General features: G+C 68.9%; 21 protein-coding genes. 8 read left to right on the forward strand and 13 right to left on the reverse strand.

Features of this window, described 5'->3' with window-relative positions:
• Positions 1 to 162 precede the first annotated feature (162 nt).
• Together IFSED24_RS11500 and IFSED24_RS11505 are read left to right on the forward strand one after the other, a co-directional pair.
• Positions 163 to 1,098, forward strand: coding sequence for a patatin-like phospholipase family protein (locus IFSED24_RS11500; protein WP_491331605.1), 936 nt, complete (start codon positions 163 to 165; stop codon positions 1,096 to 1,098).
• Between the two features lie 190 nt (positions 1,099 to 1,288).
• Positions 1,289 to 1,669 carry a TraR/DksA family transcriptional regulator gene (locus IFSED24_RS11505; RefSeq protein WP_491331606.1) on the forward strand — a complete coding sequence of 127 codons (381 nt, stop codon included), beginning with the start codon at positions 1,289 to 1,291 and terminating at the stop codon, positions 1,667 to 1,669.
• An 82-nt stretch (positions 1,670 to 1,751) separates the two neighbouring features.
• Here the strand turns inward: IFSED24_RS11505 and IFSED24_RS11510 are convergent, their stop codons facing one another.
• Entirely contained in the window at positions 1,752 to 2,891 is a 1,140-nt protein-coding gene (locus IFSED24_RS11510) for a hypothetical protein (protein WP_491331607.1), read from the reverse strand.
• Between the two features lie 164 nt (positions 2,892 to 3,055).
• Between IFSED24_RS11510 and IFSED24_RS11515 the strand changes: the two genes are divergently transcribed.
• The 5 genes from IFSED24_RS11515 (at position 3,056) to IFSED24_RS11535 (ending at position 7,046) form a co-directional block, all read left to right on the forward strand.
• Positions 3,056 to 3,406, forward strand: coding sequence for a PadR family transcriptional regulator (locus tag IFSED24_RS11515; RefSeq protein ID WP_491331608.1), 351 nt, complete (start codon positions 3,056 to 3,058; stop codon positions 3,404 to 3,406).
• Positions 3,403 to 4,188, forward strand: a complete 786-nt coding sequence (locus tag IFSED24_RS11520; RefSeq protein WP_491331609.1) for a hypothetical protein — start codon at positions 3,403 to 3,405, stop codon at positions 4,186 to 4,188. The genes IFSED24_RS11515 and IFSED24_RS11520 overlap by 4 nt, the downstream gene beginning before the upstream one ends.
• Positions 4,185 to 4,679: a MotA/TolQ/ExbB proton channel family protein gene (locus tag IFSED24_RS11525; RefSeq protein ID WP_491331610.1), complete on the forward strand. Its 495-nt coding sequence runs from the start codon at positions 4,185 to 4,187 to the stop codon at positions 4,677 to 4,679. Before IFSED24_RS11520 ends, IFSED24_RS11525 begins: the two co-directional genes overlap by 4 nt.
• Positions 4,680 to 4,917: 238 nt before the next feature.
• Complete coding sequence (locus IFSED24_RS11530; RefSeq protein ID WP_491331611.1) at positions 4,918 to 6,162, forward strand: glycosyltransferase family 4 protein; 1,245 nt, start codon at positions 4,918 to 4,920, stop codon at positions 6,160 to 6,162.
• Positions 6,163 to 6,164: 2 nt separating this feature from the next.
• Complete coding sequence (locus tag IFSED24_RS11535) at positions 6,165 to 7,046, forward strand: glycosyltransferase family 2 protein (RefSeq protein ID WP_491331612.1); 882 nt, start codon at positions 6,165 to 6,167, stop codon at positions 7,044 to 7,046.
• Positions 7,047 to 7,098: 52 nt separating this feature from the next.
• Here the strand turns inward: IFSED24_RS11535 and IFSED24_RS11540 are convergent, their stop codons facing one another.
• From IFSED24_RS11540 to dnaB, 10 genes are all read right to left on the reverse strand, one after another.
• Positions 7,099 to 8,283 carry a hypothetical protein gene (locus tag IFSED24_RS11540; protein ID WP_491331613.1) on the reverse strand — a complete coding sequence of 395 codons (1,185 nt, stop codon included), beginning with the start codon at positions 8,281 to 8,283 and terminating at the stop codon, positions 7,099 to 7,101.
• 186 nt (positions 8,284 to 8,469) lie between these two features.
• Positions 8,470 to 10,884 carry a leucine--tRNA ligase gene (gene leuS / locus IFSED24_RS11545; protein WP_491331614.1) on the reverse strand — a complete coding sequence of 805 codons (2,415 nt, stop codon included), beginning with the start codon at positions 10,882 to 10,884 and terminating at the stop codon, positions 8,470 to 8,472.
• A 48-nt stretch (positions 10,885 to 10,932) separates the two neighbouring features.
• Positions 10,933 to 12,162: an O-antigen ligase family protein gene (locus IFSED24_RS11550; protein ID WP_491331615.1), complete on the reverse strand. Its 1,230-nt coding sequence runs from the start codon at positions 12,160 to 12,162 to the stop codon at positions 10,933 to 10,935.
• A gap of 172 nt (positions 12,163 to 12,334) precedes the next feature.
• Positions 12,335 to 13,468: a BamA/TamA family outer membrane protein gene (locus tag IFSED24_RS11555; protein ID WP_491331616.1), complete on the reverse strand. Its 1,134-nt coding sequence runs from the start codon at positions 13,466 to 13,468 to the stop codon at positions 12,335 to 12,337.
• Positions 13,469 to 13,557: 89 nt separating this feature from the next.
• Complete coding sequence (locus IFSED24_RS11560; protein WP_491331617.1) at positions 13,558 to 14,247, reverse strand: GOLPH3/VPS74 family protein; 690 nt, start codon at positions 14,245 to 14,247, stop codon at positions 13,558 to 13,560.
• Between the two features lie 72 nt (positions 14,248 to 14,319).
• Positions 14,320 to 15,213: an MlaD family protein gene (locus IFSED24_RS11565; protein WP_491331618.1), complete on the reverse strand. Its 894-nt coding sequence runs from the start codon at positions 15,211 to 15,213 to the stop codon at positions 14,320 to 14,322.
• A gap of 15 nt (positions 15,214 to 15,228) precedes the next feature.
• Positions 15,229 to 16,035, reverse strand: a complete 807-nt coding sequence (locus tag IFSED24_RS11570) for an ABC transporter ATP-binding protein (protein WP_491331619.1) — start codon at positions 16,033 to 16,035, stop codon at positions 15,229 to 15,231.
• A gap of 6 nt (positions 16,036 to 16,041) precedes the next feature.
• Complete coding sequence (locus IFSED24_RS11575; RefSeq protein ID WP_491331620.1) at positions 16,042 to 16,827, reverse strand: MlaE family ABC transporter permease; 786 nt, start codon at positions 16,825 to 16,827, stop codon at positions 16,042 to 16,044.
• 14 nt (positions 16,828 to 16,841) lie between these two features.
• The gene (locus tag IFSED24_RS11580; RefSeq protein WP_491331621.1) at positions 16,842 to 17,771 is read right to left on the reverse strand and encodes an MBL fold metallo-hydrolase; all 930 of its coding nucleotides are present in this window, start codon (positions 17,769 to 17,771) and stop codon (positions 16,842 to 16,844) included.
• Between the two features lie 232 nt (positions 17,772 to 18,003).
• Complete coding sequence (dnaB, locus tag IFSED24_RS11585; protein ID WP_491331622.1) at positions 18,004 to 19,383, reverse strand: replicative DNA helicase; 1,380 nt, start codon at positions 19,381 to 19,383, stop codon at positions 18,004 to 18,006.
• Positions 19,384 to 19,661: 278 nt separating this feature from the next.
• Here dnaB and IFSED24_RS11590 point away from each other — a divergent pair, with 278 nt between their 5' ends.
• Positions 19,662 to 20,540, forward strand: coding sequence for a class I SAM-dependent methyltransferase (locus IFSED24_RS11590; RefSeq protein WP_491331623.1), 879 nt, complete (start codon positions 19,662 to 19,664; stop codon positions 20,538 to 20,540).
• 326 nt (positions 20,541 to 20,866) lie between these two features.
• On the opposite strand, the gene IFSED24_RS11595 is transcribed toward IFSED24_RS11590, so the two are convergent.
• Positions 20,867 to 21,838, reverse strand: a complete 972-nt coding sequence (locus tag IFSED24_RS11595) for a uracil-DNA glycosylase (protein ID WP_491331624.1) — start codon at positions 21,836 to 21,838, stop codon at positions 20,867 to 20,869.
• Positions 21,835 to 23,064, reverse strand: a complete 1,230-nt coding sequence (coaBC, locus tag IFSED24_RS11600) for a bifunctional phosphopantothenoylcysteine decarboxylase/phosphopantothenate--cysteine ligase CoaBC (protein WP_491331625.1) — start codon at positions 23,062 to 23,064, stop codon at positions 21,835 to 21,837. The genes IFSED24_RS11595 and coaBC overlap by 4 nt, the downstream gene beginning before the upstream one ends.
• Between the last annotated feature and the right edge of the window lie 3 nt (positions 23,065 to 23,067).

Below are 23,067 nucleotides of genomic sequence, written 5' to 3' on the forward strand. Positions count from 1 at the left end.
GACCGACGCGGGGGGCACGACACCCTCGGTCGAATTGAGTGATTATACCACAAATCATCACACATGATCACGGCCCAGGATAGCGTGGGATTTGGCAATGGCAAAGCCACATCATAATGTTCGTCGTGACGACCCGGACCGTGACCCCAGGGGAGACACGCCATGACCCGACCCACCCTCGGCCTCGTCCTCGGCAGCGGCGGCGCCCGCGGCCTCGCGCACTGCGGCGTCCTGCAGGCGCTCCACGAGGCGGACCTGCCCATCGACGTGATCGCCGGCACCAGCATGGGCGCCCTGGTGGGTGCGCTCTACGCCCGCGAACCCGCGCCAGCCACGGTCTGGCAGCAGCTCAGCGATTACGTCGGAGACCGCGAGTTCGCCGACTACTGGAGCGCCTTCGTGCCCCGTCGCGAGGGCGAGGAACGCCCCAACGGTCGGCCGTGGGACGGGCTCTTCGACTTCATGCATCGCGGCCGCATCGCGGTGAAGACCATGGCCACCCGCTCGGCCGAGAGCCAGGCCCGCCTCCGGGACCCCCTGGCCCGCCTCTTCGCCGGCACCGAGTCCTTCGCGGACCTCGCCATCCCCCTCGCCGCGGTGGCCCTCGACCTGGTCTCCGGCGAGATGGTGATCTTCGAGGACGGACCGCTGGTCGACGGGATCTACGCCAGCTGCGCCATCCCGGGGGTCTTCCCGCCCGTGGAGCGCGAGGGCCGGGTCATCGTCGACGGCGGCGGACCGTACCGCGTGCCCGTGGAAGCCGCCCAGCAGCTGGGCGCCACTTTCGTGGTGGCCGTGGACATCCCGGGCTACCAGGAACCCCACCTGCGCTCGGGTTTCGACCTGGGCATGCGCAGCAACGCCGTGGCCCGCGACCGGCTCAACGAGTACGTCTGCGCCACCGCCGACGTGCTCATCCGGCCCGACGTGCAGTCGTTCCACTGGGCCGACTTCCGCAGCGGCGAGGCCATCCGCCAGCTCGGCTACGAAGCCGCGCGCGCGGCGCTGCCCGCCCTCCAGCGCCAGTGGGGGCGCCACCGATCGCCGGTGATGAAGGCCGTGCGCGGGTTCGGCCGGCTCCTCAACGGCGCGGCCTGAATCGTCGTCGGGCTATTTCCTGCAGGACCTCGATTCCGTATCGTTTTCCGGCCCCGAAATTGCTTGCACTTCGAGCTTGCGAACCGGGCCGCAACGAGTATCGTATCGGCCCCGGCTCGATGAGATCGTCAGTGATCGCCGGAGATCGCCGGTCGGAAACTGGAGCCGGCATCGGCCCGCAGGAGGACCCATGGACAAGAAGACCCTCGACGAACTCCGCGACATCCTGGTCACGGAACGTCAGCGCCTGCTCAAGGATGTGCAGCGCAACGACAAGGCCATCCGCCACGCCGACGGCGAGTCCGAGAGTGGCGCGGGCCGTGCCCATAGCAACCACCTTGCCGATCAAGGCAGCGACGAGGCCGAGTACGAGACCAAGCTGCTGCTCTCGGCGAGCCAGAGCGAATACCTGTACGAGATCGAGGATGCGCTGCAGCGCATGGAGGACGGCATCTACGGCATCTGCGAGGTCACGGGCAAGGAGATCGGCATCGAGCGCCTGCGCGCCATTCCCACCGCGCGGCTGAGCATCGAGGCCCAGGAGCAGATGGAAAGTGGCCGCGCCTGGTAGATTCTTGCCGGCATGTGGACCTTCGGCAACCGCCGCCCCACCCGGGGCGGCGGTTCTTCGTGGAGCCGAGGCCGGCAATCGGTCAGCGGTTGTGCCCCACCCGGGCTCCCAGACCCACGGGCACGAGGGGCACGCTGCCGAAGGTCACGCCCACCAGCATGTCGCGCGTGGCGGTGGTGATGAAGGTCAAGCCCGGGCGCAAGGGTCCCAAGCGGATCAGCCCGGGATAGAGATTCACCCGCCAGCGGTTGTCCTTAACCTTGGAGTAGATCGCCGAGGCGAGCAGGCTCCCCTCGCGGTCGTAGAACATGCCGGCGGTGGTGGCCAGGTCCGCGGTCTCGCTGATCCCGTCCACGTCCTTCAGGTTCTTCGCCACGAATCCGGCCCCCGCGCTGAGATGGTGGCCGCCGCCGAGATGGTAGGTGGCCCCCAGTTCGCCGCTGTTGCCCCAGTGGTAGAAGAGGTACCAGGGCGTCGTGTGCCCCAGGCGCAGGCGGACCATGTAGTTCTGGCCCATGTTCTCCAGGGTGCCCAGCCGCGGATCGTAGAACGGCTGGTAGGACCAGTCGGCCATGTTCAGGGTTTCCCCGAAGAACCGGCTGACCCGATCGCTGCTGAAGAGCAGGATCCCCGCCACGTTGAAGATGTAGACGTCGGCCACCGGGTCGACACGCCAGCCCTGCTTGTCGTTCATCTCGACGGTCTCGTTGAGCAGGTGGTAGGCGGTGATGGTGGTCAGCGCCCACACGCGCTCGTTGCGGAACCCATGCCAGCGGTACCACTCGCGCATCATCCGGTAGCTCATGCCGCCGCCGATGAGGTGGTTCATGTAGTTGGGCCAGTACTGGGCGTTGCCCTCGTTGAAGCTGACGGGGATGATCTCCGACGAGAGGAAATCCCACCACCCCTTGTGCTCGATGGATGAGATGGGATTGCCCAGGTTCTTCCAGAGGTTGCGCCAGCCGTTCTCCCAGTGGATCTCGTCGAACTGGTTCGACCGGTTCTCCATCTGCAGGATGCCGAAGCCGCCGTTGACGATCAGGCGGAGCGGTCCGGTCAATCGCTCCGAACCGAAATCGCGACCGTGATAGAAGTAGTAGGCGGGAGTGGTCGTGGTGTCGGCGGGCGCCTGGTCCGCGCCGGCCATGGCCACCGAAGCGGTCAGGATCAGGTAGACGAGACCGGCCCCGATACTCCCCCATCCAGGCAGAGCCCTGGTCATGGTGTCATCCGTCTCCCCGGGCGATGGTATCAACCGTTGGGGTCCGTCAAGACAGTGCTAATTACGAATCGCCTGGTCAAAAAAAGAATTACGAAACGGCGCCGTTCATTGTTGACCTATATATCGAATACCGATATATTGACACTCAACATAAGGAGCCCGACTTGACCGGCCTGCCGCCCCTCGAAGCCCAGAACCTCACCCGCACCTGTCACGAGGCGCTCATCCTGACCGCCCTCGGCCAGGGGCCCCGCCACGGCTACCAGCTCGCCCTGGACGTGGAATCGCGGACCGGCGGGCATTTCCGGCTGAACCACGGCACGCTCTACCCCATCCTGCACAAGCTCGAGCACGATGGCCTGATCCAGGGCGACTGGGATCCTGCCGGGGTCGGTCGCAAGCGCAAGCACTACAGCCTCACCGGAGCGGGTCGGGCCCGGGCCGACGAACTCCGCCGCCAGCTCGCCGATTTCACCGCCCGCCTCGGCGACGCCCTGGGGGGTTGGTCCCGATGAGTCTTTTCCAACCCGAACTCCAACGCCTGGCCGACCGTCTCGATCTCCCCGAGCCCGCGCGCACCCGCGTGCTGCTGGAAGTGGCCGCCGATCTCGACGACCTCCACGCCACCGGCCTCGCCGCCGGCCTGGACCCCGCCGCGGCCCGTGCCTGCGCCCTCGAGTTCTGCGACCTCTCCGACGAGGCCCTGCACGACCTGGCCCGGATCCACGGTCCCGCGCTGCGCCGGCTGCTCGAGTCGCTGCCCGATGCCAGCCGCACGTGGTGGGAGCGCGGCCTGGCCAGCGCCACCGTGCTGATGCTGTGCCTGGTCGCCGGCACCGTGGCGGCCGCACCGGGTTTCCTGGCGCACGGCAGCATCTTCATCCAGCCCCTGGCGCTGCTCGCGGTCGTGGTCGCCGGCACGTTCCTTTACCGCGTCTACATGCTCTGGCTGCGGCAGGACCACCAGCCGCGACGCCTCCGTCGCGGCCACGTCCTGCTGCCCATGCTCGCGGTGGCCATGCTCGTCTGCGGCGCCATGGGCTTCTGGTGCGAGCTCTGGTGGGCCGCCCGGCAGGTCCACCAGTTCCAGACCTCCGCCCTGCCGGCCACGCTCGACTGGCTCCAGCGCGGCTCCGGCCTGCTGGTCGTGAGCCTGGTGGCCGCCCTGCTCACCGGCCTGGCCTGGCAGATCCTCGAGCACAAGGCCGACCGTTGCGAGGCCGCCGCCCTTGCCGCCGTCCTGCATCCCGAGACGTCCCGCCCACCCGGAACGCCGGAACCGAGGAGAACGTCATGATCCTGATCCTGAAACAGTGTGGCATGTTCGTCTGGCCGCTGCTGATCCTCGCGCTGGTCATCCTGGCGCTGGTGGGGCGTGCCACCCTGCGCCTGACTCGCCTGGCGGCCAGGCACACCGATCCGGTCCTCGAGGCCGACCTGCGCGCCATCCCCTTCTGGGCCGGCATGACCGCGCTGGTAGGTTTCGTGGGCCAGTTCAGCGGGATCTACAACGCCGCCGGCGCCATCAGCCGCGCCCGGGAGATCTCCCCCGCGGTGGTGGCTCAGGGCTTCGCCGAGTCCTTCTCCACGACGCTCGTGGGCATGACCGTGCTCCTGATCGCCGGCGTGGTGTGGTTCGCCCTGCAGGCACGGTACCGCTCGCTCAGCGGCACCGGCGGCGGCGTGCCGAGACCCGAGGCGGCGCTGGGGCTCGGGGTGTTGCTGCTGCTGTTGACGCCGGCGGCCGGGGGAATGCTGCTGGCGATGATGCTGGCGCCGGGAGTGTGATCCACGCGCGATCCAGGCGAGCCGGCCGACCGGATCCGAGCGGCCGGCTCGCTGCATCTGGTTGACCATCCTCGATCTTCTTTGCTGTCATCTCCGCTCATCTTGGCTATGATTCTCGCCGGCGACGACGGGAATCGCCCTGTTCGAAGTGCTCCCGTGCTGGCCTGGGTCCCGATCCGCTGATCTTCCGGGCATCCGCGTCCCCCGGCGTGACCTGTCCCATCTCGAGAGGTTTCCCTTGCACCAGAGTCCCCTCCGCACGGACACAGGAGCAGCCCTCGCCGGTCGTCGCTGCGCGGTGGTGGTCTACTCGTATTTCCCGGAAGACCCGCGTCCCCTCCGCGAGGCCCGCGCGCTGGTCCAGGCCGGGATGGCCGTGGATTACATCTGCCTGCTGCAGGACCCGGAATTACCCAGGCACGAACAGGTGGAAGGGATCGACGTCACCCGGATCCCGCTGCGCCGGCGACGGCGAGGCAAGCTGACCTACCTCCTGCAATACCTCGGCTTCCTGCTGGCCGCAGCCGCCGTCGTCTCCAGCCGCGCGCTCCGCAGGCCTTACGACCTGGTCCATGTCCACAACATGCCCGATGTGCTCGTCTTCAGCGCCCTGGTGGCCAAGTGGCGCGGCGCGCGGGTCCTGCTGGACCTGCACGATCCCATGCCGGAACTGATGGAATCGATCTTCTCCCTGCGGCCCGACAGCGGCTCGGTCCGCCTGCTGCGGGTCCTGGAACGCTGGAGCCTGGCGTTCGCCGATCACGCCCTGACGCCCAACATCGCGTTCCGCGACCTCTTCGTGTCGCGCAGCTGCCCGCCGGGCAAGATGTCCATCGTGGTCAACACGCCCGAAGAGGACATCTTCAGCCCCGAGGCCGCGACCGGCGCCGGGGACCAATCCACCGCGCAGGAGCCTGAGTGTTTCGAACTGATGTACCACGGCTCCCTGGTCGAGCGGCACGGGTTGCTCACGGCGCTCGAGGCGGTGGCTCTGCTCGCGCCCACCATGCCCGACCTGCACTTCTCGATCTACGGCTACCCGACACCGTTCCTGGCGGAGATCGAGGCGCGCATCACGGCGTTGGGCCTGACCGGCGTGGCCGCGTATCGCGGCGCCTGCGACCTGCGCGGCATCGCCCGCGCCGTCGCCGCCTGCGATCTGGGCCTCGTCCCCAACGAGCGGACCACCTTCACCGAGATCAACCTGCCCACCCGGCTCTTCGAGTACCTGGCGCTGAGCAAGCCCGTGGTGGCGCCCAACACGCGTGGCATCCGCGATTACTTCGCTGACGATGCGGTCATCTATTTCGAGCCAGGCGACGCCACCGACCTGGCCGAGCGCATCAGCTGGGCAAGGAATCACCCCACAGCAGTAGACAAGATCGTGATTTCGGGGCAACGTGTGTACCAGGACCACCGATGGACCAGGGAACGGCAAGGGTTCCTGGCCGTCGTCGCCGACCTGCTGGATCCGCGGAGCTGAAAATGAACCGCCCTTCGCCGGCTTACGTCGTCATCTCGCCCGTCCGCAACGAGGCCGAGCATCTGCCCGAGCTCATTGCGTGCATGGCGAACCAGACCATACCCCCGACCCGCTGGATCGTGGTCGACGACGGTTCCAGCGATGCTACCGGCGAGATCCTCGACCGCGCCGCCGCCGAACTGACCTTCCTGCAGGTCCTCCATCGCGGCGACCGCGGCTTCCGCAAGTCCGGCACCGGCGTCATGGAGGCCTTCGCCGAAGGGCTGGCCATGGTGGCGGACCTGGACTGGGACTACCTGATCAAGCTCGACGGCGATGTCAGCTTCACACCGGATTACTTCGCGCGTTGCTTCAGCCATTTCGACGCCGACCCAGAACTGGGTATCGCCGGCGGAAGCGTCTGCATCCGTCGTCGCGGCGACCTCGTGCGCGAATTCAAGACCGATCCGCCGTTCCATGTCCGCGGCGCCACCAAGATCTACCGGCGGGCCTGCTGGCGCGACATCCAGGGGCTGATCCCCTCCACCGGCTGGGACACCTTCGACGAGGTCAAGGCCAACCGGCTGGGCTGGACCACGCGGACCCTGCAGGACATCCGCCTCGAGCATCATCGCGCCACCGGCGGCGCCGACGGCGATCTGCGCAATTACTTCAAGAACGGCCGCGCCAACCACATCTGTGGCTACCATCCGCTCTTCATGCTGGCCAAGGTCATCAGTCGGCTCAAGGATCGGCCGCTGATCGCCGGCGGGATCGCCCTTGGCCTCGGCTACCTCAGCGGATCGCTCAAGGGCATCCCCCGGGTGGATGACCCGGAAACGATCCGCTACCTCCGGGACCAGCAGGTGCGCCGGCTGACCGGACGTCCCTCGCTCTGGACCTAGCTCCCGGCCCCCACAGCGCGATCGCTGGCTCCAGCCACGAGCTCCTGCCGGCTCAGAACTGGACGATGGCCCGGATGTTCCCCCCGCCGAACTTCTCCAGACTTGGTTCGTGGCTCAGGGAGATCTCGAGAGCCGAACCCCTCGCCAGGGCCAAGACCAGGCCCACCTCCAGCTTGTCGACATAGCCCGCCTCGGCATCGCCGTCCTCGTAGGCCCAGTCGTACCAGGACCCCATGTAGCCCAGCTCGACGCGGTGCCCCCGCCCCCAGGACCATTCGCCGTAGAGCGCCGACAGCGTCTCGGTCCGGTGGTAGGCGAAGGCGCCGTAGTCGCTGACCGTGGCACGGCGGCGCAGGCCGTGCAGCTCGCCGCGCAGCCGCCAGCGGTCGGAGAGGGGATAGAGGCCGCGAAGCGAGAGGAGGCGGTACCAGCCGGCGTAGTCGAAATCGTAGGAGCCGTCGCGCCAGGTGCGGATCTCGGCATCCTCGACGAGTTGCCAGGAGAGCTCGACCTGGGTCCGCACCGCCGGCTGCCAGCGCAGCCTCGCCTCCAGCTCGTTGGCCGTGCGCGCCTGGCGGCTCAGCTCGGGCGAGGCCTCGGCATCGGGATAGTCGCGGTCGAAGCCCTGCAGCCAGCGGCCCCGCGTGAAGAAGGACCAGGGACCGTGCGCCAGACGCGCCAGCCAGGCGAGCCCGCGCGGCTGCTGGGTGGTCTCGGCCCCTAGCTCGGTCTTCTCGTCGTACACCAGGTCGTCCATGACGTAGACCAGCTGCACGTAACGCGTGCGGTCCGCGCTGGTCCAGAGACCGCCCAGGTGAAGGTCCAGATCCTCCTTGTCGCGGGCGGGCATGACCTGGACCAGGGCGGCCAGGCCACGCCACACGCGCTGCTCCAAGCCGAGCAGGATGTCCTGGCGCTCGGTGGGCAGGTGGCGGGTCTCGCGCCAGACGATGTCGTTACGGAACCAGGTGCCGTCGGCGAGGGGGCTGTTGACGGTCCAGCGCGCGTCGACCAGGAGCTCCTTGGTGTGGATGCTGCCGAAGGTGCCGGCGAAGAGCGAGCCCGCCAGGCGGTTCCGCTCCCAGGCGGCCTGCCATTCGGGGTGCAGCGCGTAGTTGACCACGGGGTGGACGTGGAGCAGCGAGGAGCGGAAACCGGTCTCGTAGGGCCAGTCGGGCGGCGTGGCCGCGGTGGCCGCGGTGGCGACAAGGAGGCCCAGCAGAAGGGACCGGGACATGGGAGACCGCCTCGGAAAGGGACGGGGACCGATGCCGGGGCAGGGAGAGTCTTATCATCCGGAGCCGGGTCGTGGCAAGATCCCCGGCACCGGAGCCCGGAGACATCAAACGAGAGGCGCCCGGCCGGAGCCGGGCGCCTTGATCCAGGCACGGAGGTGGGGCGATCCGGGCGCCGCGATCAGGACCTACTTCACCACCAGCCCCACCAGCTTCCCCGCCACGAACACCGTCTTGACGATCTCCTTGCCCTCCAACCACTTCTGCACCTTCTCGCTGGCCAGCGCCGCCTCGCGCACCGCGGCTTCCTCCGCGTCGGCCGGCAGCTCGAGCTTGTCGCGGACCTTGCCGTTGATCTGGACCACGTAGGTCACGGTCTCGGCCACGAGGTAGCGCGCATCGGCTTCGGGCCAGGACGCGTGGGTGAGCGACTCCTCGTGGCCCAGCTTCGACCACAGCTCCTCGGCCAGGTGCGGCGCGTAGGGCGCCAGCAGGAGGACGAACGGCTCGAGCACCGCGCGCGGCCGTTCGTCGAGCTGGTTCATCTCGTTGACGAAGGTCATCATCTGACTGATGGCCGTGTTGAAGAGCAGCTTCTCGGTGCGGTCGGTGACCTCGTGGATGCAGCGGTGGAGGATGCGCAGCGCGTCCTCGCCGGGCTCGGTATCCTGGACCTGCGGCGCCAGCGCGTCGTCCTCGTCGCAGAAGAGCCGCCAGACGCGGTCGAGGAAGCGGTGCACGCCCTCGATGCCCTGGGTGTTCCAGGGCTTGTCGCGGTCCAGCGGGCCCAGGAACATGAGGTACATGCGCAGGGCGTCGGCGCCGTGCACCGAGATCACGTCGTCGGGGTTGACCACGTTGCCGCGGCTCTTGGACATCTTCTCGCCGTTCTCGCCCAGGATCATGCCCTGGTTGCGCAGGCTCTGGAACGGCTCCGTGGTGGAGACCAGGCCCAGGTCGTAGAGGACCTTGTGCCAGAAGCGGGCGTACATCAGGTGCAGCACGGCGTGCTCGGTGCCGCCGAGGTAGAGGTCGACCGGCATCCAGTAGGATTCCTTGACCGCGTCCCACGCCTGCTCGGTGTTGCGCGGATCGATGTAACGCAGGTAGTACCAGCACGACCCCGCCCACTGGGGCATGGTGTTGCTCTCGCGGACGGCCGCCTGGCCGCTCACCGGATCGGTGGTGTGGATCCACTCGTCGACCGTGGCCAGCGGGCCCTCGCCGCTGCCCGAGGGCCGGAACTCGTCGACCTCGGGCAACGTCAGCGGCAGCTCGTCGGGCTCGAGCAGGCGGACCGTGCCGTCGGCGAGCTTCAGGAGCGGGAACGGCTCGCCCCAGTAGCGCTGCCGGCTGAAGAGCCAGTCGCGCAGCTTGTAGTTGACCTTGCCCTCGCCCAGGCCGCGCTCCTCGAGCCAGGCCGAGATCTTGGCCTTGGCCTCGGGCACGGGCAGGCCGTCGATGAGCGGCGAGTTCATCAGCACGCCGTCGCCCGCCCAGGCCTCGCGGGCGATGTCGCCACCCGAGATGACCTCGACGATGGGCAGGCCGAACTGGGTGGCGAACTCCCAATCGCGCTGGTCGTGGGCCGGCACGGCCATGATGGCGCCGGTGCCGTAGCCCATGAGCACGTAGTCGGCCACCCAGATCGGGATCTCCGCGCCGTTGACCGGGTTGACCGCCATGGTGCCGGTGAAGACGCCGGTCTTGTCGCGGGCCACCTGGCGGTCGCGCTCGCTCTTGCGCGCCGCCTCCTCGCAGTACGCCAGCACCGCGGCGCGCTGCTCGCCCACGGCCAGGCGGTCGACCCAGGCGTGCTCGGGCGAGACCACCATGTAGGTGGCGCCGAAGAGGGTGTCGGGGCGCGTGGTGAACACGCGCAGCTTCTCCTTTAGCGCGGGCACCTCGAAGTCCACCTCGGCGCCCTCGCTGCGGCCGATCCAGTTGCGCTGGAGGTCCTTGATGGACTCGGGCCAGTCGAGGTCGTCGAGGTCCTCGAGCAGACGCTCGGCATAGGCGGTGATCCGGAGCATCCACTGCTTCATGGGCTTGCGGATCACCGGATGGCCGCCGATTTCGCTCTTGCCGTCGACCACTTCCTCGTTGGCCAGCACGGTGCCCAGCTCGGGGCACCAGTTCACCGCCACCTCGGCCTCGTAGGCCAGCCCCTGCTGGTAGAGCAGGGTGAAGATCCACTGCGTCCAGCGGTAGTACTCGGGGTGGGTGGTGGAGATCTCACGGTCCCAGTCGTAGCTGAAGCCGAACATCTTCAGCTGCCGCTTGAAGGTCTCGATGTTCTTCTTCGTGGTGATCGCGGGGTGGGTGCCGGTCTTCACCGCGTAGTTCTCCGCCGGCAGGCCGAAGGCGTCCCAGCCCATGGGATGCAGCACGTTGAAACCGCGCAGACGCTTGTAGCGCGCCATGATGTCGGTGGCCGTGTATCCCTCCGGGTGCCCCACGTGCAGGCCCTGCCCCGACGGATAGGGGAACATGTCCAGGACGTAGTACTTGGGCTTGTCCGACCCGTCGGACGCGCGGAAGCTCTGGTGCTCCTCCCAGTACCGTTGCCACCGGGGTTCGATGCTCGCGGGATCGTAGGCCATGGTCTTCACCCTTGCTGAATGGAACGCGATGATCCGGGCAATATGCTATCAGTCGACGGAATTCTCAACGTCACCGGCGGTGTCGGCCCCGTGGCCGGCCGACCCCGTCATGAGCGCCAGCCCGCAGCCCACCAGGAAGTAGAGCAGCATCTCGGGCTCGTCGTCGGTCTGGTAGACCTGGAAGATGCCCGCCACCGAGACGGCGACCTGACAGGCCAGCGCCCCCAGCAGGATCCAGCTCCCCGGCCCGCCGCGCCGCCAGCCGGCGAAGAGGTGCTTCACCGTGACCCACAGCAGCCAGAGCGCCGCCGCCAGTCCCAGCAGGCCGGCGTTCACCGCGTGCATGAGGTAGTCGTTGTGGCTGTGGGCGCGGGACTCGTAGTAGCCCGGATACTCGTGGGACTCGAGCATGACGTGGAAGTTGCCCGGTCCCCAGCCCAGCAGCGGCCGCGCCGCGATCCCCGCCACCGAGCTGCGCCAGAGGTTGGGCCGGGTGACCTCCTTCTCGTCGGTGAAGGCCTCGGCCACGCGCGTGCGCACCACCGGCATGGCCACCGCCAGGACCACCACCGCCACCAGCCCCGCCACCCCGGCCCGGCGCCAGGGTCGCGGCAGGCTCAGCGCGAGGAAGACCGCGGCGGCGAAGGCGCCCAGCTGGGCGCTGCGGGCGAACGACCAGATCAGCGCCAGACCCATGACGAGGCAGACCACGGCCGGCAGCCAGAGCCGGCGGGGCCGGTCCAGCAGCTCCTGGCGCAGCCAGGCCATGGCCAGCACCAGCAGCAGCATGATCTGGCCGCCGTAGCTCAGGTGGTGTCCCGAGAAGCCGATGGCGATGGGGTGGCCGGCGAAGCCCAGGAGCTTTTCCTGCCGTATCAGGTCCCAGCCGGTGAAATGCTGCACCACGCCGTAGACCGCCGCCACCAGCCCCGAGGCCAGGACGAGGCCCACCGCCCGGCGCACCACCGGCGCCTGTCCCGCCGCCACCAGGGGCACGCCCACCAGCAGCAGCTTGAACCAAAGCTCCTCGCCGAACTTGTCCCAGCGCATGGGCCCGGGCGACGACAGCGCCGTGGCCAGCGCGTGCACCAGCAGGTACGCCCCCAGCGCCAGCAGGAGATCCCGGGGCGGCAGGTGCCGTAGCCGGCCGGCCGGCCGCACGGACAGGACCACGGCCCAGACCAGGATGAGACCCGCGGCCACGTTGCCGCCGGCCACCGATACGGGGGCCGCCAGCGCCATCAGGTACAGGGGCAGGACTCGCAGGAACGCAGCCATGAACTCTCCCGGGCCGAGGTGATCCGGGCCAGGATGACCATAAAACCGCGCCCAGGCAAGGTCCGTTCGCGGGATCGGCGCGTCGGGCGACCCGGAAGCCGGCGCCGCGGGAGCTCCGTGACGGATCGAGCTGACCGCGGTTGGCGATCCGGAATCCTGCGGTGAGACCAGGCTAGAACGCCTCGGCGAAGCGGACGTAGACTCCCGAATCCCCGTCCCCCACGCCGTAGTCCAGGCGCAGGTTGGCCCGCTGGTCGCCGCCCACGTTGAAGCGCAGGCCGAAGCCCGCGTTCGGTCGCACCTCGTCGAGGCGCAGGCCGCCGACGCTGGCGGCCAGCTCGCCGCCGCCCACGAACACCGCCGCGCCCAGCCATTTCCACAGTCCGGAGCGCAGCTCCACCTGGCCCCGCACCACGTTGCGCTCGAGGTAGCGCTCCTCGAAGTAGCCGCGCAGACCGAGCCGTTGCAGCTCGTAGAAGGGAGCCGCGCCGCCGCTGATGAAGCCGCCGAAGAGGTTGGCGGCCAGCACGCGGCTGCCTCCCAGCGACCAGTAGCGCGTGAGGTTCAGGTCGGATCGGGTGTAGACGTAGTCCCCGCCCAGGATGTCGAGGTAGCGGGTCACCGCCAGGCGGTGGAACCAGCCCCGGGTCGGATAGAACACTGCATCGCGGGAATCGTAGGCCGCCGTCAGGCCCAGCCCGACGATCCCGCCGTCCTCGGCGCCGTAGATCTCGCCGCTGGCCAGCTGGCCCCCGTCGGCCACGTCCCGCAGCTGGCTGAACTTGAAGTCGACCAGCCCGCCGGCATAGAGCGCACCGGAGATGCTCCGCTTGACCTCGGTCTGGAAGTAGGCCGACCGCGGCGTGTAATCCTCCTCGGCGGTGGCGGGCGTGTCGTCGCCGACCCCGTAGAACTGGGTCGGGAACTTGGTGTAGCCCAGGTTCGACGCCAGATGCCAGCGGTCGTCGGCCCACCAGGCATCGGTGAACATGCCGAGGATGAGCTGGGCGTTGGTGGTGATGATGGCCAGCGGGGTCACCGTGGTGGGCCGGGCATCGGGGTCGTCGCTGAAACGGTAGTAGCGGCCGGCGCTGGCGCCGAAGGCCAGCTTGGTCTCGGGCGAGTACGCCACCACGGGCAGCACGTAGAGCCAGCCGCTGCGCGGCTTGGCCACGGCCAGGGCGACCGAATCGGCGGGGGCGGCGAACGAGGTGTCCGTCGGAGCCGCCGTTTGACCCTTGGCGAGGCCCGGCGTGCCGAGGCCCAGGGTCACCAGCAGCGCGAGAACGAGATGTATCCTGGCCATGCGTCCCTCTCAAGACACGACCGCCGCGTGGCGCGGCGGTCGCTGGTGGTGGCTGGCGTCAAGATAGGGCCAGGATGGTGTCCTGACAATCAGGTGGTCACGGTGGTCGACACGATGGCCGGCATGATGCACGCCACCATCACCGCCGCCTGCATGGCCTGGACCGCGTCGCGAGCCATGGAGCCGGCGATCTCGCCCTCGGCGATCTTCTTGATCCGGGCCTTGCGTTCCTTCAGGCGCTTCTTGTCGAAGACCTTGCTCAAAAGCCCGGCACTGTCGGCCAGCGAGACCAGCACGACGGTCCGGGGCGTCAGGTCGCCGGTGGCGGTGAAGATGGCGCGGCGCAGGCGGGCCACCACCTCCTTCTCGGGCCGGCCATCACGCTCGGGGTAGCGGGTCTGGTTGAAGATCCAGAGCACCTTGCCCTGCTCCTGCTTCAGCACTCCCTGGCGCACCAGGTCGGCGGCGATGCGCTCCTTGAGCCCGCTGCGGCCACCGAGCTTGCCCACCCAGGCCGCGCCGGTGCGGGGCTTCTTGGCCGCGGCCATCTCGGCCAGCACCTCGTCGAGCACCGGATTGCCCAGCGGCGTCGTGTCGATCACCTCGAGCCGGGGCTTCTTGTCCTCGGTGGTGCGGATGCGGCCGGCGAGGAGCAGCTCGGCGACCATGGCCCCGCCGGCCGCCTGCTGCCAGTAGCTGCCCATCTCCACCGTGCCCTTGTCGTCGTCCAGGGCGAGCAGGAGGACTTCTTCGTGCAGGAACAGTTCGCGGTCGATCATGGCGGGCCTCCAGGCGAAAGGGAAAGGATCCGCGCTCTTTACCCGCGGATCCCTCCCGGCATTCGGTGCATCCTAGAACAGCGAGGCCTTGAACATGGACTTGGGATCGCGCCGCATCTGGTCGAGCAGCCGATCCAGCGACTGCAGCGTGCTGTCGGCCCGATCGTAGAGCGAGTCGTCGGTGAGCAGGCGCCCCACGGTGCCCTCGCCCTGCTCCATCCGGGCGAGCAGCGACCGGGCCTGGACCGTGGCAGCCCGCAGCTCGACCATGGTGGAATCGAAGCTCGCCGCGGCCTGGCGCGTGGCCTGGAGCGTGCTGTCGAGCTTGCCCTCGCCCAGGGCCGCCTCGAGGGTGGTGGTGAGGGCGGCCAGGTTGGTGGTGATCTGCCGGAGATCCTCCCGGTTCTCCTTCATCATCCCCTCGGTCTCCAGGAGCGTGCGTTCGGCCGTGGCCAGCGGTCCGGTGATCGTGCCCTCGGCCCGGAGCTGGGAAACGAACAGCCGGACCTCCTCGCTGAGCGCGGACATCTCGTCCAGGGCCTGGGTCGCCTTGTCGCCGAAGGCGAGCATGGAGGCCGCGTTGCGGCCCTGGAAGATGTGGCCAGGCTGGGCGAGCGCCGCCCCGCCACCTGGCTCGATCTCGATCAGCACCTCGCCGACGAGGCCCTTCATCACCAGGGTCACGTTGGCGTTTGGGTAGAGCCTGACCCAGTCCTCGAGCTCCATGGTCACGCGCACCACGCCCTCCAGGAACTCGAAGTCCGCCACCTGGCCGGCGCGGATCCCGCGCACGTGGACACGGTCGCCCTTGCGCAGGCCCTCGACCGCGGCGAAGTCGACCTTGTAGTTGATCATGTGGGTGTTCAGGCTCACCCGCTTGAAGAACATCAGGCCGCCCACCAGGATGATGATGGCGATGACCACCATCACGCCTACCTGCACCTCGCGTTTACGCTGGTTACCCATGCCTCTCCATCCCGGTCAGAAGACCCCGAGCGGTCCCTCGGCGCGGCCCTCGATGAACTGACGCACGGCGGGGTGCGCGGCCTCGCGCACCTCGGCCACCGTGCCGGTGTAGATGATCTTGCCGTCGTTGAGCATGGCCATGCGGTCGCCCACCTTGTAGGCGCTCGGCATGTCGTGGGTCACCACGATGCTGGTCACCTGGAGCTCCTGCTGGAGCTTGACGATGAGGTCGTTGATGGCGTCGGCGGTGATGGGATCGAGCCCCGTGGTGGGCTCGTCGTAGAGGATGTAATGCGGCTCCATGACGATGGCCCGCGCCAGGCCCGCCCGCTTCTTCATGCCGCCCGAGAGCGCGCTGGGCAGCTTGTCCTCGGTCCCCACCAGGCCCACCATCTCCAGGCACTCGCAGGCCCGGGCGCGGATCTGCTCCGGGGACCAGTCGGTGTGTTCCTCGAGGATCAGTCCGATGTTCTCGCAGATGGTCATGGAATCGAAGAGCGCCGCGCCCTGGAAGAGCATGCCGAAGTTCTTGCGCAGCTCCATCAGCGGCGTGCGCGCCAGCGAGGTGACCTCCTGGCCCTCGACCCAGATCCGGCCGGCGTCCGGTTCCAGCAGCCGCACGATATGCTTGAGCAGCACGGATTTCCCCTGCCCGCTGCGACCGATGATCACCAAGGTCTCGCCCTTGTTGATGGTCAGGTCGCAATGATCGAGCACCATCTTGGGACCGAAGCTCTTGCTGACTCCCTGCACGGCGATGCCATCGAACGACGCGGGGTCGTCCAGCGACATGACCGGTGCCGGGAAATCGTTCATCACCATGGTCCCCTAGCCTCCGAAGATGATCTGCATGAAGATCACGTTGAGGATATAGTCAGCCACCAGCACGCTCAGGCACGTGCCCACCACGGCCTGCATGGTGGCCTGGCCCACGCCCTCGGCGCCGCCCCTGGTGTTGAATCCGTTGAAGATCCCGCTCATGGCGATGATGCCGCCGAAGAAGAAGGTCTTGCCCAGGCCGGTCACCACGTCGCCGATCTCCCAGAAGAGCCGCATGCCCTCGCCGAAGGTCTGCGGCGTGACGTCGAGGGTCATCACCGAGACCAGGAGACCGCCGATGATGGCCACGAAATCGGCGATGGCGGTGATCACCGGCATCATCAGCACCGCCGCCACGAAGCGCGGGATGCCCAGGTACTGGACCGGGTCGATGGCCATGATCTCCATGGCGTCGAGCTGTTCGGTCACCTTCATGGTGCCCAGCTCGGCGGCGTAGTTGGCCGACAGCCGGCTGCCCACAACCAGCGCCGCCAGCACCGGGCCCATCTCCAGGATCACGCTCTTGGTGATCACGGTGCCCAGGAAGATCATGGGCACGTAGGCTTCCATCTGGTAGCCCGTCTGCACCGCGGTGATGGCGCCGGTGAACGCAGCCGTGGTGATCACCAGCGGCAGCGAGCCGATGACCATGACGTGCATCTGCTCGAGGATCTGACGGCGCAGCTTCCAGGACAGCTTCAGGCTGCAGACGATGCCACAGAGCACGTAGAAGCCGCGACCGAGGGCGCCGAGACCTTCCAGGACTGCCCGTCCGATGCGCTGGAACAGGGTCATACGATCCTCATACCTCAGCGGCGTCCGCCATGGTCGCCTTCCTCCTCGACGTACTGCACCATACCGCGCAGGGTCTGCTGCGTGAAGTCTTCTTCGCGGACCCGGATGTCGGCGGGCAATTCGCGGCCCAGCGCGAAGTTGCGGTCGGTGGCGCGCAGACGGGCAACCACCTGGCGCGCCAGCTCGTCGAAGGGCTGGAGCGTGTCCTTGTCGAGGACGAGCCGGACCGCCGTCACCCATTGCCGGAGTTGCTCGCGCGCGAGCTTGAGCAACTCTCGCGAGTGACCCACGAGCTGCCCATGGTGCGCGAAGGCCAGCCGCTCGGGCTCGGGATTCAGGGCCAGCAGCCGATCCAGGCTGGACACCGCCACCTCCAGCTTGAATCGCGGCGGCGTGGCCGGCCGCAGGTACCAGCGTCCCTCGCCCAGGTCCTGGAACGTGCCCGCGGCCTCGCCCACGAAGAGCGTGCCCTCGTGCACGAAGCTGATGTGGTGCGCGGCGTGACCCGGGGTCTCGACCACGCCGATCCCCGCGGCGGCCAGGTCCTGATAGGATCCCAGGGCCGCGGCGGGAACCGGCCGCGGCTCGCCGTAGGTGTCGGCCACCGCGCCGAGGACCTGGCGTGAGCCCTCCCAGAGGCGTGCCGGATCGGTGAGATGCTGCCGGCCCCGGTCGTGGCAAACGATCCGCGCCCCGGGAAAGGCTGCGAGCAGCTCGGCCGCGGCGCCACCGTGGTCCAGGTGGACGTGGGTCAGCAGGATGAAGTCGAGGCTGGTGACCCGCAGGGCTCGTAGCTGCGTGATCAGGTGCGGGGCCGTGGCGGCGGGGCCGGGATCCACGATGAAACTGGGCCCAGCGCCGCGGCTGAGCCAGCAGCTGATGAAGCGGCGGTAGCCCTCGAGGCTGGTCTGGTCGAGGTCGACGAGGTCGAGACGCGGGGGCATGGGGGCCTCCGGGGCGGTTCGTGTCCGGTGGGTCGTAGGCGACAATCTAAGCCCTGGCGGCCTTGAACCAAGGGGAAACTGGTTCAGAGCCGCGCGGACTGGAGGGATACTTTACTACCTGGGGCAGGTTATTGCCAACGGGATGATGCACGGACGGTGCGGATCGGTCCGGCCGAAAAACGGGGCGCGACCCGCTGGCCGCGCCCCGCCACGATCCCACGTCGCCCGTCCGTCACAACCCCGGCGGCGGCGCCTCCTGCGCCGCAGGCGCAAGATCGCTGAACCGGGTGTACTCCTTGTGGAAGTGAAGGTCGAACTCGCCTGTGGGACCGTTTCGCTGCTTCCCGATGATGACGGTGGCCTTGTTGCGGGCCTCCTCGTCGTCGGGGTTGTAGTACTCCTCGCGGAAGATGAACATCACGACGTCGGCGTCCTGCTCGATGGAGCCCGATTCGCGCAGGTCGCTGAGCATGGGCTTGTGGTCGCTGCGCGATTCCACCGCGCGCGAGAGCTGGCTGAGCGCGAGCACCGGCACGTCCAGGTCCTTGGCCATGCCCTTGAGGGCGCGGCTGATCTGGCTGATCTCCTGCTGCCGGCTCTCGGCCTTGGCCGACCCGGTCATCAGCTGCATGTAATCGATGATGACCAGGCCCAGGCCCTGCTGCTGCTGCAGGCGGCGGGCCTTGCTCTTCATCTCGAGGACGGTCATGCCCGGGGTGTCGTCGATGAAGATCTTGGTGCGCGAGAGCGTGTCGCAGGCCCGGGTCAGGCGGGGCCAGTCCTCGGCGCGCAGCTTGCCGCGCCGGACGTTGTGCAGGTTGAAGCCGGTGGCGGAGCAGAGCATGCGCAGCACCAGCTGCTCCTTGCCCATCTCCAGCGAGAAGAGGGCCACGCCGGCGTCGGCCTTGGTGGCCGCGTTGTACGCCATGTTCAGGGCCAGCGAGGTCTTGCCCATGGACGGGCGGGCGGCCAGGATCAACAGGTCGCCCTTCTGCAACCCGCTGGTCATGTGGTCCATCTGGGAGAACCCGGTGCGCAGGCCGGTGACGTCGCTCTGGTTGCGGAACGCCTCCTCGATCGACTGGAAGGTGTGCGGAACCACCGATTCCAGGCTGACGAAGCCGCCCTTGCGGGCATCCTCGCCGATGGCGTAGAAGCGGCCCTGGGCACGGTCGAGGATCTCGCCGGCCTCGCCCTCGCCGGCCATGGCCTCGGTGGTGGTCTCCCCCGCCGCGGAGATCAGCTCGCGCAGCACCGCTTTCTCGCGCACGATGCCCGCGTGGTAGGTGACGTTGGCCGCCGTGGCGACCATGGCCTGCAGGTCGGTGACATAGTCCAGGCCGCCGGCCTCGTCGAGCAGGCCTTCCTTGCGCAGCCGGTCGCCCACGGTGATGGGGTCGATGGCCTGGTCGGCCTCGTAGAGCGCGAGCATGGCGGCGTAGATCAGCCGGTGCTCCTTGAGGTAGAACTCGGGGCCCTCCAGGACCTCGCGGGCCAGGCCCACCGCCTCGCGGTCGAGCAGGGTGGCGCCCAGGATGGCGCGTTCGGCGTCGAGATTGCAGGGCGGGCGGCGGCCACCCGGAAAGGACTGGGGCTGGAGGCTGGCTTCCAAGGACGGAACCTCGTGGGGGTCAGGGGTCGGGACACCGCCGAAGGCTGGCCAAGATATCACAACCCGTGTCGCCATGCAGGAACGGAATTCCGACGGAGCATCATTTCCCGTGGACGACCTGGGGATAGGCCGTGCACAACCCTGTGGACAACCGAATGGGCGCGGGGATAACTTCCCCGCACGTCGCCCCGCGTTCGCATTTCGCCAGGAACGACAAGGGTTCCGGCCGACACGCCCGCGGGGGATAACGTGGATAACCAGCAAGCCGGAGACCCGCCATGATCGACGACGCCCTCCGCCAGCTCCTCGAACGGCACCCCAACCCGCGGCCCTGGCGGGATGGGCACAAGATCCCCTGGGACGACCCCGAATTCAGCCAGCGCGTGCTCGCGGTCCACCTCGACCCCACCACGCACATGGCCAGTCGCGCCCCCGAGATCATCGCCGAGCACATCGCCTGGCTGCAGGAGCTGCTCAGCGCCGAGCCGCTGCCCGACCACCGCCCCCGGCACCTCCTGGACCTTGGTTGCGGCCCCGGCCTCTACGCCGCCCCGCTGGTGCGCAGCGGCCTGCGCTACACCGGCATCGACTTCTCTCCCGCCGCCGTGAAGCACGCTCGCCAGGATGCAGCCGCCTCGGGACTCGAGGACGCCGCCTTCCACCACGCCGACCTCACCGCCCTGCCGGCCGACCTCGCCGCCTCGCTCGCCCCCGTGGACGTGGCCACCTTCTGGTTCGGCGAGTTCAACAGCTTCCCGCCCGACCAGGCCCGGGCGCTCCTGGCCACGGTCGCCTCCCTGCTGGTCGAGGATGGCCTGCTCGTCCTGGAATATCAGCCCTGGGACCTCTTCCCCCACGACTCCTCCACCTCCTGGAGCGCCCACGAGCGCTCCGTCTTCAGCGACGAGCCCCACCTCTGGCTGCAGGAGCATCACTGGGACGAGGAGACCAGCGCCGAGATCCACGTCTTCTGGATCCTCGAGGCTGCGACCGGCCGGCTGCAGCGCCACACCCAGTGCCATCAGGCCTACACCGACGAGGCGCTGGTGGCGATGCTGGAGGGCGCCGGATTCACGGCACCCGAATTCCACGACCCGGTGACCGGGGTCGACGAGCGCTTCGAGTTCCCCCTGGTGGTGGCACGACGCCGGCCGTGAACAGGAGCGGGCCCGGCCGACGAATCGACCGGGCCCTTGGGGGGCTTGGCGGCAGGTCCCGGATCATTTCCAAGGATCGGAACGTTCATCGGGACGACGTACCAGAAGGGATACCGGCATAGGGTCCCACCACCACTCCATCCCTTGCAACGGCCGTGCCGCCGCGCCAGCAGGTCGAGGATCCACGCAACGGATTGACAACAGACCACTTGCCGAGATCGCCCCGCGCAGCACTCGACACGGTTTCGTCACATCCAGGTGACGGACGCCGGCGCCTGCGCCCTCAAGTCGTTGTGGTGGAACGTTTTCAGGAATGAACCCGGATGTTACACCGGACCGTCCCCGGCTCCACCCAGCGCATCGTAGAGCGCGCGCAGCTTGCGGACGTCGTCCCAGGTGTGGCGCTTGTTGGCGGGATTGCGCAGCAGAGCCGCCGGATGGTAGGTCGCCATCACGGGCACGCCGGCGAAGAAGTGCACCGAGCGCCGCAACGAGCCCAGCGGTGCGGTGGTGCCCAGGAGCGTCTGGGCGGCCACGCGGCCGAGGCAGAGGATCAGGCGAGGCCGGATCACGGCGAGCTGGCGCCGCAGGAACGGCTCGCAGGCGGCAACCTCGTCGCGCTCGGGGTCGCGGTTGCCCGGCGGCCGGCACTTCAGGATGTTGCAGATGAACACCTCGTCGCGGGCGAAGCCGATGGCCTTGAGGATGTCGGTGAGCAGCTGGCCGCTGCGCCCCACGAAGGGCAGTCCCTGGCGGTCCTCCTCCTGCCCCGGCGCCTCGCCCACGAGCACCAGCCCCGCATCGGCGTGCCCGGCGCCGGGCACGGCGAGGTGGCGGCTGCCGTGGAGCAGGCAGGCGGTGCAGGCCTGGACCTCGTCGGCGATGGCCGCCAGGGCGTCCGCCTTCTCGGCCAGGGTCGTCGGGAGCGTCGGCGGCTGGACGGGCACGGGGCGCGCGTCCTCGAACATGCCGGTCTGGGCCGGCGGGCTGGCCTCCACGGGCGCGTGGGCCCGGGTCCGCGCCACCAGCTCCAGCGTGTCGCGCACGAAGGCGGCACACTCGCGCTCGAATTCCTGGTCGCGAGCCTGGCCTGGTCCGGTGGCCGGCGAAGCGGGCGCCGGTGCGGGCGCCGAGGGCTCCGGCGGGGTTGCCGGAGCGGGTTCGGGATTCGATCGTGCGACCGGGCTCTCGTCACCGGCCGGCTCGCCCTCGTCGAGGAAGAAGGTGCTGCCCGCGCGTCGCTGCTGGTCGAGATAGCGGGCCAGGTCGGCCAGGAGCGTCGTCAGCGAATCGCTCACGCCGGATCCGCCTCTGCTGCGGCCAGATGGGTGAGGATCTCCCGGGCCAGCTCCCGCTTGCTGCGGGGCTCCTGGCTGCTCCAGGCCACGCCCTCCGGGCCCAGCAGGTGCACGGTGTGCGGAGCATCGCCGAAACCGCCACCGGCCGCGGTGGGATCGTTGGCCACGATCCAGTCCAGATGCTTGCGTTCGCGCTTGGCGGCGGCCCGGTCGAGCAGCTGATCGGTCTCCAGGGCGAAGCCCACCACGCGCAGGCCGGCCCGCGGCGGCTGGACCACGTCGAGCAGGATGTCGGCGGTGCGGACCAGTTCCAGCGTCCAGCTGTCGCCCCGGTCCTCCTTCTTGACCTTGCCGGCCAGGGCCTGGCGCGGGGTGTAGTCGGCCACGGCGGCGGCCATGAACAGCCAGTCGCAGCCGGCCTCGAGCGCGGCGCCCACGGCGGCGGCCATCTCCGCGGCGCTGGTCACCGCGGTGCAGCCGGACAGCCCCGCGGGGATGGCGGCCGTGCCCGGTCCCGAGATGAGGGTCACCGCGGCCCCCAGCGCCACCAGGCGCTCGGCCAGGGCGGTCCCCATGACCCCGGTGGAACGATTGCCCAGGAAGCGGACGGCGTCGATGGCCTCGCGGGTAGGGCCGGCGGTGACGGTGACGCGCCGACCGCTCCAGAACCGGCGCACCGCATCGTCGGCCACGAGCAGGCGCTCGACCTCGGCCACGATCTCCTCGGGTTCGGCCAGCCGCCCCTTGCTCTCGACCCCGCACGCCAGCCAGCCCTCGCCGGGCTCGACGATCACCACGCCGCGCTCGCGCAGGGTGGCCAGGTTGGCCTGCGTCGCCGGGTGCGCCCACATGTTGTCGTTCATGGCCGGCGCCGCGATCAGCGGGCCGGGATGGGCCAGCAGCAGGGTGGAGACGATGTCGTCGCCGATGCCGTGGGTCAGCTTGGCCAGCACGTTGGCGGTGGCCGGGGCGATCACCGCCACATTGGCCCAGCGCGCATACTCGACGTGGTCGAGCGCGCGGCTCTGCCCCTCGCCCCAGAGATCGCTGGCCACGGGGTTCTCGCTCAGGACGGAGAAGGTCATGGGGGTGACGAAATGCTGGGCGGCCCCGGTCATGGCGACCTTGACGGCAAAACCCGCCTGACGGAGCAGGCGGGTCAGATAGCAGGCCTTGTAGGCGGCGATGCCGCCGGACACCAGCAGCAGGACGTTGCCGCGGCCCATCAG

It is taken from the genome of Candidatus Latescibacter sp. IFSED24 (assembly GCF_058273205.1).